Source organism: Nostoc sp. CHAB 5836 (assembly GCF_020829445.1).
In the GTDB taxonomy this organism is placed as follows: Bacteria; Cyanobacteriota; Cyanobacteriia; order Cyanobacteriales; family Nostocaceae; genus Nostoc.
The window spans coordinates 1-14469 of the sequence record NZ_JAIVFV010000171.1 but is presented as its reverse complement, the minus strand read 5'-3'; the positions used below and the strand labels follow the sequence as shown (position 1 = coordinate 14469).

General features: G+C 42.3%; 8 protein-coding genes. 3 read left to right on the top strand and 5 right to left on the bottom strand.

Translation table 11 applies throughout. The features are described 5' to 3' along the window. Positions 1–364 (bottom strand): Rrf2 family transcriptional regulator (locus tag LC605_RS25650; RefSeq protein ID WP_229550322.1); only part of this gene is annotated, 364 nt, incomplete at its 3' end. Between the two features lie 447 nt (positions 365–811). Here LC605_RS25650 and LC605_RS25645 point away from each other — a divergent pair. Then, positions 812–1939, top strand: a complete 1128-nt coding sequence (locus LC605_RS25645; protein WP_229550321.1) for an acyltransferase family protein — start codon at positions 812–814, stop codon at positions 1937–1939. 486 nt (positions 1940–2425) lie between these two features. Beyond that, the gene (locus LC605_RS25640; RefSeq protein WP_229550320.1) at positions 2426–3130 is read left to right on the top strand and encodes a CAP domain-containing protein; all 705 of its coding nucleotides are present in this window, start codon (positions 2426–2428) and stop codon (positions 3128–3130) included. Between the two features lie 335 nt (positions 3131–3465). Here LC605_RS25640 and LC605_RS25635 read toward each other — a convergent pair whose 3' ends face one another. The 4 genes from LC605_RS25635 to LC605_RS25620 all read right to left on the bottom strand — a co-directional run bounded on the left by LC605_RS25635 (position 3466) and on the right by LC605_RS25620 (position 12537). Further along, positions 3466–6657 (bottom strand): efflux RND transporter permease subunit, encoded by a 3192-nt coding sequence (locus LC605_RS25635; RefSeq protein WP_229550319.1) that lies wholly within the window; start codon positions 6655–6657, stop codon positions 3466–3468. Between the two features lie 328 nt (positions 6658–6985). Beyond that, positions 6986–8566, bottom strand: coding sequence for an efflux RND transporter periplasmic adaptor subunit (locus LC605_RS25630; protein ID WP_229550318.1), 1581 nt, complete (start codon positions 8564–8566; stop codon positions 6986–6988). Between the two features lie 1008 nt (positions 8567–9574). Beyond that, on the bottom strand, positions 9575–10864 hold the full coding sequence (locus tag LC605_RS25625) for a glycosyltransferase family 4 protein (protein WP_229550317.1): 1290 nt from the start codon (positions 10862–10864) through the stop codon (positions 9575–9577). A 1091-nt stretch (positions 10865–11955) separates the two neighbouring features. Further along, the gene (locus LC605_RS25620; protein ID WP_229550316.1) at positions 11956–12537 is read right to left on the bottom strand and encodes a PEP-CTERM sorting domain-containing protein; all 582 of its coding nucleotides are present in this window, start codon (positions 12535–12537) and stop codon (positions 11956–11958) included. A 252-nt stretch (positions 12538–12789) separates the two neighbouring features. On the opposite strand from LC605_RS25620, the gene glyS reads away from it, so the two are divergent. Next, the gene (gene glyS, locus LC605_RS25615; RefSeq protein WP_229550315.1) at positions 12790–14355 is read left to right on the top strand and encodes a glycine--tRNA ligase subunit beta; all 1566 of its coding nucleotides are present in this window, start codon (positions 12790–12792) and stop codon (positions 14353–14355) included. Positions 14356–14469 lie beyond the last annotated feature (114 nt).

Below are 14469 nucleotides of genomic sequence, written 5' to 3'. Positions count from 1 at the left end.
CTAAACCTGAGTTAGAAGCCTGACGTGCTTCTTGCCAGACTTCCTGAATTAGCTCGCCTTCTACTGTATTGGGAGTCGGCTCACCAGTAGAGACAGCAATATCCGACCCTTCCATGCAGCTAAAAGCATCGAATACTGTAATCTTACCAGGGTCTCGTGCCAGAACATAGCCACCTTTAGCTCCGCGTATACTCTTAATTAAACCTCCACGTCTTAATGTTGCCAGGAGTTGTTCTAAATAGCGGTTCGGTATGTCTTGCAATGCCGCTATCTCTCGAATTTGCAAGGCTTCACCGTTAGGGTAGCAGGTTGCCAACTCTAACAGGGCTAGAAGTGCGTATTCTGATTTGTTAGAGATTACCACAGGCGTAATATTTTTAACTCATACTTATTTGCCATTTGAAATGGTATGTTTATTTGCGCTGTGCTGTACTAGTGTTAACAAAAACTTTACAATCAACTTATTGTTGACCGGCTAGCTCTAGTTTAAAGACCTTCCAGCATAGAAACAACTATATTTTGTTTTTAATTTAATAAATAAAAATGATTGATTTTTGTACACTCTTCCTGAACGAAAATTGACTTAACGTGAGTTCGACAAACCTCTCCCTGCCTTGAACTAGAGTTCAAGTCTGTCCCTCTCCGACTCGGAGAGGGAGGGTTTTGCGTAAGTCCATACTAAAAACGGGTTGGAGCTTTACTTTTAAAATCCCTAAGAGATTAGTAAGCAAAATTTTATTTGCCTAGGCAAAAGTCCAGCAATCAGCCGTTTTTAGTATATTAGATACTCATCTAACACAAAATTCCGCCCATGCGCCTGACTTCACTGGATGTTTTTCGCGGGATTACGATCGCTGCAATGATTCTCGTCAATATGGCGGGTGTCGCAGATGATGTATATCCTCCCTTAGCCCACGCCAATTGGCACGGTTGCACACCAACTGATTTGGTATTTCCCTTCTTTCTCTTCATTGTCGGTGTAGCGATGACTTTTTCTCTGTCAAAGTACACGGAAGGTAATAAACCAAACTCAGTTGTTTACTGGCGGATATTGCGCCGCGCCGCCGTTCTCTTTGCCTTGGGATTGCTGCTAAATGGCTTTTGGAATCAGGGTGTTTGGACTTTTGATTTGAGTAGTATCCGTATGATGGGAGTATTGCAGCGCATCAGCCTTAGCTATCTCCTGGCTTCCTTAGCTGTTCTTAACCTCCCGCGTAAAGGTCAATGGATACTAGCAGCAGTGTTACTTATCGGCTATTGGTTAACGATGATGTATATACCAGTACCAGATTATGGTGCGGGAGTTTTGACGCCAGAAGGTAACTTTGGCGCTTATATTGACCGGCTGATTATTCCGAAAGCACATTTATATAAAGGTGATGCTTTCAACTTTATGGGAGATCCAGAGGGACTGTTCAGTACTATTCCCGCCATAGTAAGTGTCCTCGGTGGCTACTTCACTGGACAATGGATACGCACTCAACCAGTACAGTCACGCACAAGTATAGGTTTGGCGTTATTTGGAGTTGGTTGCTTAATTATCGGTTGGGCGTGGGGATGGACATTTCCGATTAACAAAAAACTGTGGACAAGTTCCTATGTAGTCTTTACCAGTGGTTGGGCGTTACTGTTGCTAGTAGCTTGTTATGAACTCATCGAAGTCCGGTTGATGCGTCGCTGGAGTAAACCTCTGGAAATTATGGGCTTAAATGCGATCGCTCTTTTCGTTGCATCAGTTTTATTAATTAAAATCTTAGTGAAAACCACTATCGGCACTAGCAAAGACGCTCCCAGTACCTACAATTGGATTTACCAGAATTTTTTCGCCTCTTGGGCGGGGGCGCTGAATGGCTCCCTATTGTTTGCCATTGTCACTGTATTATTCTGGTGGGCTGTTGGTGTTTTGATGTATCGGCAACGCTGGTTTCTGAAAGTGTAAATTTGCAAGCAGGTATCAGAAAATAAAAAGATTTTTGTTGTTATTTACGTTTTAGTGTTATCAAGGTTACAACAGGTATTAAGTGATAGATTCGTCACACTTTCGGAACAAAGGGGATGTCTACAACGGGCGATGACCCTCGATGACTCGCTACCGCTTCGCAGCTTTATCTATATTATTGGTTAATCTGCGCTTTCCTTGGCCAACTCACCTAAGTTCTGATATCCAACGATAAGGTGTTTTCAAAGTTTCTCATGGGTAAAGGGTCTACAGACCGATCTGTGCGTTGAAAATTCTTATTTATTAGACATCTGGTGAAAAAGAATTGTTTTGACGTAGCACTGCTACGTCTCTACTCCGAAAAAGAATTGTTTTGACGTAGCATTGCTACGTCTCTACAAGGGTTATGGGTAACGCATATTTAATTTCTACCAGATGTCTATTCTATTCACTAAATTAATCCAGAGAAAAATTGTGAGGTAATGGATGCGTCGTATTAAATTTTGGGTATTTTTGCCAATTGCCTTAATATTGGGCTGCTCAGATCAATTGTTTCAATCTAACCCGTCTTTAGCCAAACCTAACCCAGCAGTAGTTCCACAAACTAGTGCGACTTTATTGGCAAAGGCCAGTTACCTTTCAGCCTTGGAACAACAGGTAATTGTTGAAACAAATAAGGTGCGAACAAATCCCAGGGCATACCTCCCGATTCTGGAAAACTATAGAAAGCGGTTTGAGGGGAACCGAGTCAAAATTTCTGATAATACCTATTTGCGAACTCAAGAAGGAGTCAAAGCAGTTGATGAAGCGATCGCATTTTTGAAATCTGCTCGTCCTGTGGGAGCGTTGAGTGCATCTAAGGGTATGTCTTTAGGAGCAGAAGACCACGTTAAAGACCAAGGGCCAAAAGGTGCTACAGGTCATAATGGTAGCGATGGTAGCAACCCTTTTACTCGCATTAACCGCTATGGTACATGGCTAACAACCGCAGGCGAAAATATCAGTTATGGCCCAAACACCGCCCAAGATATTGTAATGCAGTTAATTATAGATGATGGTGTGCGCGATCGCGGCCATCGAAAAAACATTTTTAATGGGGCTTTTAAAGTCTCTGGTGTTGCTTATGGAACTCACAAATCATATAGAACAATCTGCGTAATTAACTACGCTGGTGGGTATAAGGAAAAATAACAATTCCAAATTCCAAATTCAAGACATTTTAGAAGGCAATAAGTAGGTCGGTGCAATTAAAGATAACTGGTGATGGCTGTCATTTGTCCAAAGTCCAATTTCATTGGTAAGGGTTTTAAGCCTATTGACGTTTCGTCACATTAAAGCCCCTCTCCGCGTCGGAGAGGGGTTTGGGGAGAGGTCTGCCGACTTGTGTATACACGGTAGCCAATTTATCGGGGGGATCGATAAGTGCCTAAAATCACAGCTAACTACTTTTCAAGCATCCTCTAAGCATTTCTTTGTTCTCTTCCTTCTCTACGAGACGCTGCGCGAATGCGTCTACGTTGAAAAATTCAATCCTCAGCTTTTGTTGAATAGGCAACAGCTTTACCATCTAATGACACTGCTTCTGTTTGCAGTCCTTGATGCCGATTTGGTTTGATCAATCGCTCTGTTGCCGTCTTAATTACTATATACAAAATGGGCACCACAAACAAACTCAAGAAAGTAGCGATTAACATCCCGCCAAATACTGCTGTTCCCAAAGATTGCCGACTTCCCGCACCGGCACCTGTGGCAACAGCTAACGGGAAAATCCCCAAGAGTGTAGAAAAACCAGTCATCAAAATTGGACGTAACCGCTCTTGCGAAGCCTCAATTACTGCTTTGGTAATCGAAAGACCCTGGTCTCGCAATTGGTTAGCAAATTCCACAATCAAAATTGCATTTTTACTAGCTAAACCAATCAACATTACTAGACCAATTTGACAGTAAACATCATTGGCAAAACCCCGCATTGATTGAGCTATCAGCGCTCCAAAGATAGCTAAGGGAACTGATAACAGAATGATAAAGGGGTCAACGTAGTTCTCGTATTGAGCGGCCAGTACCAAAAATACAAAGACTATTCCTAATCCAAAGATCAGGGGTGCTAAACCACCAGAATCTATTTCTTCTAACGCAGTTCCTGACCATTCATAACCATAACCTGCTGGTAAAACTTCTTTAGCAACTTGCTCCATTGCTTTAATTGCGTCTCCAGAACTAGAGCCAGGAGCGGCGGAACCATTAATTTCAATTGAGCGGAACAGATTGTAGTGATTTATCGTTTGCGCTCCCACTGTCGGAGTAACTGTAACTAAGTTACTCAAAGGAATCATTTGATTCTTTTGAGAACGAACGTATAGTTTGCCAATATCCTTGGGGTTAGAACGAAACTGTTGATCTGCCTGGATATACACCCGGTAATTACGCTGCTGGAGATTGAAATCATTCACATATTGCGATCCCAAAGCAGTTTGTAGTGTACTGAAGACATCATCTATGGAAACTTGTAGTGACTTGGCTTTATTGCGGTCTACTTCTACAAGCAATTGTGGTGTATCTGCGGCAAAAGTACTAAATACAGCTTGTAATCCTGGTGTTTGATTAGCGCGACCTAGTAACTTACCCATTGACTGGACTAGATTTTCCAAGCCACTGTTACCTCTGCGGTCTTGTAGTTGAAAGACAAAGCCGCCAAAGTTGCCTAAACCCTGAATTGGTGGGGGATTCACAGGAAAAACCCTGGCTTCTGGGATTGCCAATAACTTCCCTTGCAAGCTGCCAATAATCGCCTGTACTGATTGATCGGGTTTTGAGCGCTCGTCCCAAGATTTTAAAGTTGTAAAGATGATGCCGCTGTTAGCTGTGCTACCACTAAAACCAAATCCTCCGATCGCAAAAGTCCCTAGTACTTCTGGAATTTGCAAAATTTCTTTTTCTACCTGTGCAATCACATCGCTGGTATATTGCAGCGAAACTCCTTGCGGCCCTTGGATAATTGTGATGAAGTAGCCTTCGTCTTCATCGGGGAGAAAGGCTGTTGGGACTGTGGTGTAAAGCCAAGCAGTCATTCCCAAGGAGACAATAAACAGGCCGATGATCACACTTTTGAAGCGGGTGAGAAAATTCAGCGATCGCTTATAATTATGCTGTGCCCAGTCGAGAAACCGATTAATTTTGCCAAAAATCCAACCCAGCCATCCTGAAGGTCTTTGTCCTTGACGCAGCAACAGCCCACACAAAGAAGGTGTCAGAGTCAAAGCCAAAAAAGTCGAAATCGCAATGGAAAAGGCAATGGTAAGAGCAAATTGCTGATAAAGTGCGCCTGTAGTTCCAGGGAAGAAGGCCACTGGTATAAACACCGCCATCAATACCAGTGAAGTTGCAATCACCGCCCCAAGCAGTTCCCTCATTGATTCGCTGGCGGCTCGGCGAGGACTTATACCTTTATCCTTAATAAAGCGGCTAATTTGTTCCACTATAACGATCGCATCGTCTACCACCATCCCAGATCCTAAAGTCAGACCAAACAAAGTCAAACTGTTCATGGAAAAGTTAAAAACTTTGACGAAGGCAAATGTTCCAATTAAGGAAAGTGGAATTGTCAACGCTGGAATTAAGGTAGTTCGCCAGTCTTGCAAAAACACAAAAATTACAATTACAACCAGTACTACCGATTCAATTAGAGTCTTGACCACTTCTGCCATAGACTCTTCTACAAACATTGTTGTGTCAAAGGCTACTTGATATTTCAGCCCCGGCGGAAAACTCGGTGCCAATCGCGCCAGTTCAGCTTTGACTTCCCTAGCTACATCTAAAGCATTACTACCAGGAACCTGATAAATCCCTAAACCTACAGCATCGTTGCCCCGGAATCGTAGAAATGTATTGTAATTTTCTGCCCCCAGTTCGGCTTTACCTACATCTTTGAGCTTGACTAAGGTACCATTATCTTCAGTTTTCAGGACAATTTCTTCAAATTCTGATGGTTCTGCTAATCGACTGGCAGCACGCACATCAAGTTGATATCTTTGTCCTTCAGGAGCCGGTTCTTGTCCAATTCTCCCTGCACCAACTTGTAAGTTTTGCTCAGATAAAGCAGTCGCTACATCCTGAGTCGTTAGTCCTCGACTGGCAAGGCGACTCGGATCTAACCACAAACGCATTGCGTAGCGCCGTTCACCAAAAATTTGAGCGTTGCTCACGCCTTTGACTCTTTTTAAAACATCTGCTAAGTAAAGATCGGCATAGTTGCTTAAAAATATATTGTCGTACTCTTTATTTTCAGCGAATAAACCAATTGCTAAGAGAATGTTGCTAGCTTCTTTAGATACCCGCACTCCCGTGCGCTGTACAGAATCTGGTAGTTGTGGTTGGGCAACAGAAACACGATTTTGCACATCCACAGCCGCAATATCTTTATCCCGTGACGAATCAAAGGTGGCTGTAATGGTACTAGTACCATCGTTACTGCTACTGGAAGTGATATATTTGAGTCCTTCAACCCCGTTGATTTGCCTTTCTAAGATATTGGTAACGCCACTTTCTACGACTTCGGCACTGGCTCCGCTGTAGTTGGAAGTGACAGTGATTTGGGTGGGACTAATTTCTGGGAACCTAGCGATCGGTAGTGTGGCAATACTGATTAATCCTATTAAAAGGATAATAATGGCACATACCGACGCAAAGATTGGCCGCTTAATAAAGAAGTCAACAAACATAGGTTAAAAATTTGGGCATTGGGTATTGGGCATTGGTTATTTCCTCTTTGCTCCTCGACTCCTTGTCTTTCTGCTCTCTTATGTACTGTCTTCAGCTAAAGCTAAAACTCTTTTAGGACTTACGCAGGAATTAGGGAATAACGAACCGCAGAGGCGCAGAGGGCACTGAGAAATCAGAGTTTGAGAGATATTTTGCGTAAGTCCTATCTTTGTTAAAGTCAATTTTTTAACGAACCGCAAACGCGAGTGCATCTCCCCCTGGGAGAAGGACGCAAAGAGAAGGAAGAAATGCTTAACTGAACTGTATTGCCTTATCCAGGGTCTTCGGCTAAGGCTTCTGCTTACCCACTTCTTCGGGTGCAGGAGTAATAGGAGCGCCATTGGTTAAGTTGAGAATGCCAGAAACAACAATTTTGTCGCCAGCTTTTAGTCCTTCGATAACTTGATAATTATTCCCCTCAATAACTCCCAATTTTATGGGCTTTTGTTGAGCGACTAAAGATGGCGCTCCAGGTTTAGGCTTTTGGGGCGGCCCTTGAGCGACAAACACAAAAGTCTCCCCACCCAAGCGAGATACTGCTGTAACTGGAATTAAAATTCCCGGACGTTCGTTCCAGATCACTTTGGTTTGCACTGACTGAAGATTGAGCAGTCGATTTCTCGAATTGCCAAAGTTGGCTTTTACCAAAACTGTCTGCGAATCGGAACTGACATTTGGAGAAATAAAACTGACCTTCCCAGTGGCGATGGGTTTTTCTTGGACATCGAGCATTTGTACTGGTAATCCCAAGCGCAACTTTTTGGCTTCGGCTAGCGGAACAGAAATATTCAGTTCTAAAGCGTCATTTCTAGTCAGTGTAGTGAGTTGATCTGCTTTTTCCACATAATCTCCAACCTTTGTGGGAATATCACCAACAATGCCAGTAAAAGGAGCTAGAACTTTTGTGTATTGGACTTGGACTTGGGCTGCTTGGACTTGGGCTGCTGCTTGAGTTACTCGCGATCGCGCTTGGGCAATTTCTTCTGGGCGAGAACCATTTTCTAGTTGCCTTAACTTTTGTTTCTGTTGTTCTAGGGCACCAGCTAGCTCATTAATACTAGAGTTTCTGCTTTTGCGAACTTGGTCTAGGCGTTTTTGGGCTACGACAAGGTCAGCTTCAGCACTTTCCTGTTCTTTGACAAATCCTTCTAGGACATCTTGGGAAACTGCACCCTCTTTTCTCAATTGTACGTATCGCTTGGCTCGTGACTGTGCTAGTTCCACATCAGATTTAGCTGACTGAATTTGAGCCTCAGCCTGAGCAATTTCTTCTGGTTGCGATCCCGATTTGGCATCTTTAAAGCGAGCTTGGGCTTGGGCTAACTCGGCTCTGGCTTGGGCAATTTCTTCTTGTCGCGTACCCGCTTGGAGTTCAGCAAGACTTGCTTGGGCTTGTTGCAGTGCCCCTTTTGCTTGTAATAATTCAGCTTGGACACTATCACTTTGCAGAGTAATAATAACCTGCCCTTGTTGAACACGGTTGCCCTCTTTGACGAAAATCTCGGTAACTCGTCCTTCAACCTGTGGCTTGATGATTACTGAACGTGCAGCTTCTAAGGAGCCAATAAACTGCGAACTTTCCTGCACGGTTTCAGTTTCCACTGTTGCTAGCTTAACGGGAATTGCCGGTTGACCGGGCGGTGCCTCACCCGATGGTGCATTGCTAGCGTTACTAGTTTGCCACCAGCGCCAACCAAAACCAACACCTGCAATTAACAGGATAATGCCCAAAATTAGAGGCCAACGTCGCTTTTTTGGTGGCTTAGGCGATCGCTGTGGCAATGGTTGCGACTCTTTACTATAATCGGTAACGGTAGGCTGTTCTATTTCAACGGAAAGGTGAGAGTCAGGGAACTCAGAATGGGACATCTTTGTTTTCTCGTCTTGTGGATTTAGACTTGGGCAATCAATCTACTTGTCGCTAAAAAAGTACTACATTATTATTCAGATAGTTTTTTAGCCCTTTTTTCTCTATATTTATGACAAATATACTTGGGTATTTGGGCGATCGCTCACGATGTCTAGCACCTAAAACGAATAAATCTTGTTCAGCACGTTATGGTTAATTTGTACATTACTTTTAATCAACCGTATTGAGTTAACTCCGATTAATTTTTTAAATGTGTAATTTATAAAATTTTCTTAAGTTGCCGCCTTGAGCAAACCTGCACGAGTTGATGCCGTCTTTGATGCGAAGTTTTCTATGAGTGTTTGCATTGTAACGACATAGTAGAAAATATTGATATAAGTTACAAGATGAGTTTATCGCTCTTAAGTGGTACTGAATATTGATCTTAGGGAAGAAAAATATATGCAGCGATGCCAACTCTTGGATAGCCTTGTCTGCAACACGCTGCCCGAAGGCCAAGGGCGGGCTATGCCTACGCTAATTAATTCCGGTTTATTAAGCAAGGTTACGAGTTTCATTGAATTAGCCTCACCAAGAACGACGTGCAATCAATCAGTGTTCTCTAGAGTCCTATTTTTGAGCGGTCTCAACTTCCTACACCTAGGTCATCCGATCGGTTGATTTTTAACTCACCTGAATGGGTGATTTAATTTATCCTAATCAGGGTTTTGTATCTCTAGCTAAATCAGTAATATCATGTCCCCATATAAGTAAATCGGCGCAATTAAAGTTAACTGGCTAAGGCTGTCATTTGTCATTTGTCATTTGTCATTTGTCATTTGTCATTAGACATCTGGTGAAAAAGAATTGTTTTGACGTAGCAGTGCTACGTCTCTACAAGGGTTCTGGGTAACGTATATTTAATTTCTGGAGATGTCTATTTGTCATTAGTAAGGGTTTTAAGCTTATTTACGTTTCGTAATATACTTGGTTTTTTTCGCACCAACGTACTTAATCCTCCATGCCCTTCAACCATCCACAACTGATTTTTTAGAATCCAATTTCGGCAAGACCCCCGCAGTTGATTTTCGGTTAGCAATCGTATGATAAAGTAGCCATTCATACCGATCAAGTGCTTGCTCTAAGGAGTAGTTTTCTTCGGCAAACCGTCTTCCTGTGTTACCTAGTCTTGCGCCTAGAGTGGGATTAGCATATAAATCATGTACCGCAGCGGCCATTGCATCGGGTGATTCTGGCTCAACAATTATCCCACCACCACTGAGTTCGATTGCTCTGGCGGCAGTACCAGTGGCGGGAACTGAACCCACAATTGGGCGACCACTCGCTAACAGCAGTGGTATTTTTGAAGGCATATTGAATGAAATCACATTGCGCTTTTGCACAATCAGCCCGACATCAGATGCTGCTAGCATTTCGGGTAGTTTTTCTCGCGGCTGCAACGGTAGCAGCAAAACATTATCTGCTCCATTTAATAGACAATATTCGTGCAACCTTTGCAATGCTTTTGATTCGCCGACGATGACAAAGACAATATCCTTGATATGACGCAAGCAAACTGCTGCTTCTATTACTGTTTCTAAACCTTGGGTTAGAGCAATGTTACCCGAATAAAGTACTACAAATTTCCCATCCAATTGATGGCTAGATATCCAGGAATTGTTCTGTTTTGGTAAGGGGTGAATGAAATTTACATTCACCCAATTGGGAATACAAACGATTTTATTAACAGGTACTCCCTTATTCACTAAATTCTCACGAAACCCATCGGCGATGACACTAATAGTGTGTGCAGTCCGATATGCAAATTTCTCTAGGGCTGCAAGAGTTCGGATCATCCACTTATTTTTCAATAGCCCAATCCGCACGGCAGCTTCTGGTAGAATATCTTGCACATTCAGAACTACTGGGCAGTTGTATAACCAACCGAATATTGTTACTGGTAACGTACCTAGTAGAGGTGGAACTGTTAAGATAATCACATCAGGTCGTCCGCCTTTAAAAGCTTGGGGTAAGCTAGTGAAAACAAAGCTCAACTCCAGCAATAGTCGATCTACGAGGTTAGGTTCAGACTTAATTCGGAGGTAACATCGTTGAATGGTGACGCCATTTTTTTGTTCAGTTAGATACCACTTACCCCGATACTCATCGTAAATTTCGCGCTGAGGATAGTTGGGCATTCCCGTAATCACCCGGACTTCATGACCTCGCTTTACTAATCCTTCTGCCAATTCAGTCATTAAGGGAGCAATTCCAATTGGCTCTGGATGATAGTTGTAGGAATAAACCAGAATGTGCATGAGCTATTTGTGAATTTTGTAAAAACAGCGTGAGATCAGCAGATTGATTGCTAATTTCAGTAGGTGCTGCTACTTTTATTATTTAATTTAGCTTGTGAGCAGATGATGATTTTTTGAAATCACAATTGCCATCAAGACTGTTTAGAAGATGTTTTAAAAGTCCCCTTGTCGGTAATAAAACGTTTTATATCCCCCTAAATCCCCCTTTTTAAGGGGGACTTTGATTCTTCCCCCAATTTATCGGGGGGGAGGGGGGATCTAAAAGTGCCGAAAATCACAGCCAACCACTTTTAAAACATCCTCTTAGGACTTTTCTAGGATTAATTAGTAGTCATCAGTTAACAATTATCAGTAAATATTGCTAATTGGTAACTGATTTAATCTTCTTACCATCTGCATGATAAGTTTTCACTAATTTAAAAGGAAATTTAATACTTAATTTTAGACTTAGGGGATTGTAGCATTATACGTAATCTCGTACATCAAACTGACATTCCAGCTTGGAAAGTGGCACATGAAGTCAGGGCTATTTCATTCTAGACATAAACCACCCGGAACTGAAGTTCCGGGCTAATAGCTAAAGTCCGTTAAAACGGACTATAACCTTTTCTTAGTCGTCTAAAGACGACTTTCGCTATTATAGGACTTACGCAAGTGTCACAAAAAATAAAAGCTTTTAGTTTGTAGTAAGGGCTTCAGCCCTGATTTTGAGGACTAAAGTCCTTACTACAAACTAAAAATAATATGCCAGTTGCGTAAGTCCTATATTAGACTCAAAATTCATTCTGAGGCGGGCTAGAGGAGAATGAAATAGCCCTGCACATGAAGTATTTTTATTGTCATCACTCGAATACTTATGTTTTGGACTTCCAGTTAAAAAACATCCTATATAGGGGCGCAAGACCTTCCGCCCCTATAAATCTAGAAATATTCTGGGAGAATTTATTTTTTGCAAGTCCCTTAGTAAGTATTCGAGCGATCGCAAACTGATAAGGTTGAATGATCAACTCGCCAGTTCACTCAACTATTGGGGCTAGAATAGAGATTCATTAAACTAAATTTGGCAACCTCTGACTAGGAAGCCCTACTTTCTAGCAAGAGGCTTGCTTTTTCTTCAGAGTTGAACCTACACCCAACATCCCAAATGCTAGTAAACCCAGGATGGAAGCAGGTTCAGGAACTTGGGCTGAGTTAATAGAACCAGAATTTTGATCTAGTGTTATTGAGGTTCCGAGATCCTGGCGTAATCGCAAAGAGTCGCCAACTGTTCCAGAAAAGAAGTATTCTTCAATTACACCCGTTCCTCCTCCTACATTCAGGGGGCCAAACAATTTCTGAGTGGAAGTATCAAAGTTGAATTTAAAGAATTCAGATTCTGACACTCCACCAGCAACGGTGTTATAAGTTCCCAGAAGGTTTTTAGATGGGTCTAAGAAGGAGACATTCAAGGATTGTAAAAAGTTGGTCGCTCCACTACCAGCTTCGGAAATAATTGTAGGTGCTGTAGTTTCGTCATAGCTGAATGAACCTGTTGCTGAATAACCAGCATCACCTAGCCAGTCAAACTTTAACTCCACAGCTTGAGCTGAGTTATTCGCACCAGCAGCGATCGCAACACTCAAAGCAGCACTGCTTGCTGCCGTCAGGGCGATTTTGGCAAAAACGTTTTTCATTGTTATAACTCCAAACTTGATTGAAATGATGCATATATCAATGCATCAAACAAAACTAAGCTTACGATAGAAATATGTACACGTAAATACCGCATAAAATTATGGGAGAAAATGTAATGAATCAATGAAGAGAAAGACTTTTTTTGTAAAGTTTTGCATAAAATGCTAACTAGATCTAAATTCAAGATTCACGAGCGATCGCCTGATAATAACTGATAAAGTTGAGCTACGCAAAGTTGAAAACACTGTCCTATGCCTGGGTTTCTATTAGAAGTTGGTACAGAAGAACTACCTGCAAGTTTTCTCAGTGATGCTTTAGTGCAATGGCAAGAACGCATCCCCCAAAGCCTGGAAGCAAACAGCCTCAAAGGCGAAAGTGTCCAGGTGTACGGTACTCCCCGACGGCTGGCGGTACTAATTAAAGGTCTACCCTCTCAGCAACCAGACCGAGAAGAAGAAATTAAAGGGCCCCCAGCCCAAGCCGCCTTTAAGGATGGTCAGCCGACAGCCGCAGCCGCAGGTTTTGCCAAAAAGCAAGGTGTGGAACTAGATGCGCTGTTTGTTCGCCCCACTGACAAAGGAGAATTTGTCTTTGTGCAAAAAAAAATTCCCGGTTGTCCTGTGGCAAAAATTTTAACAGAACTTGTTCCCCAGTGGATTTGGGGTTTAGAAGGTAAGCGGTTAATGCGTTGGGGAAATGGGGATGCGAGATTTTCGCGACCAATTCGCTGGTTGGTAGTTTTGTTAGATGAGACAGTGCTACCTCTAGAATTAGTGAATGGTTCTAAAACGATTCAGAGCGATCGCATTTCTCAAGGTCATCGGGTCTTACATCCTCAACCTGTGACAATTGCCCAAGCTACTGATTATGTTACCGCTCTCAAGTCTGCCTATGTCACCGTTGACCCAGAAGAACGGGCAAATCTGATCCAAGAGCAAGTAAATGCAGTCGCCGAAAATTTAGGCGGGTATACAGTAATTTACCCCGATTTGTTAGAGGAAGTAACCAACCTTGTGGAATATCCTTCCACAGTTGTCGGCAAATTTGAACCAGAATTTTTGGAATTACCATCTGAGGTAATTACGGAAGTTATGGTTACTCATCAACGTTATTTTCCTGTATTTAAACCAGATAGTTTTGAGCAAGAATTATTACCTAATTTTATCACCATTTCTAACGGCGATCCCCATAAATCAGATATTGTTGCTGTCGGGAATGAAAGGGTAATTCGTGCTAGATTAGCTGATGGCAGATTTTTTTACGAAGCTGATTTAACCAAGCCTTTAGAAAGCTTTTTACCCAAGTTAGAAAAAGTCACGTTCCAAGAAGAATTAGGTTCGGTGCGTGCCAAGATAGATAGAGTAGTTAAAATTGCCGAGCAAATTAGTACTCAATTAAAATTATCGGAAAATCAAAGCCAAAAAATCCAACGGGCTGCTTTATTATGTAAAGCAGATTTGGTGACCCAAATGGTGTATGAATTCCCAGAATTGCAAGGGATTATGGGAGAAAAATATGCCTTAGCCAGTGGTGAAGATGCCGAAGTAGCAAAAGCAATTTGTCAGCATTATTTACCAACGGGAGCAGGTGACAATTTACCCGAAACACTCACGGGTCAAATTGTCGGTTTGGCAGATAGATTAGATACCTTGGTGAGTATCTTTGGTTTAGGTTTAATTCCTTCCGGTTCCTCTGATCCCTTTGCCTTGCGCCGGGCGGCTAATGCCATAGTTAAAATCGCTTGGTTTTATAATTTACCGATAAATTTAGAGAATTTATTGGCGCAAATAGCGACAGACTTTGCGCAGAAATATTAACCCCGACTTTGAAGGATTTTAACAAACTACAAAAGGCAGTTTACGAAAACTTGCAAGCAGCAATGTTAGGTGAAAAGACTGTAGATCAAGCTGTAGAAGATGCGGCCCAACAGT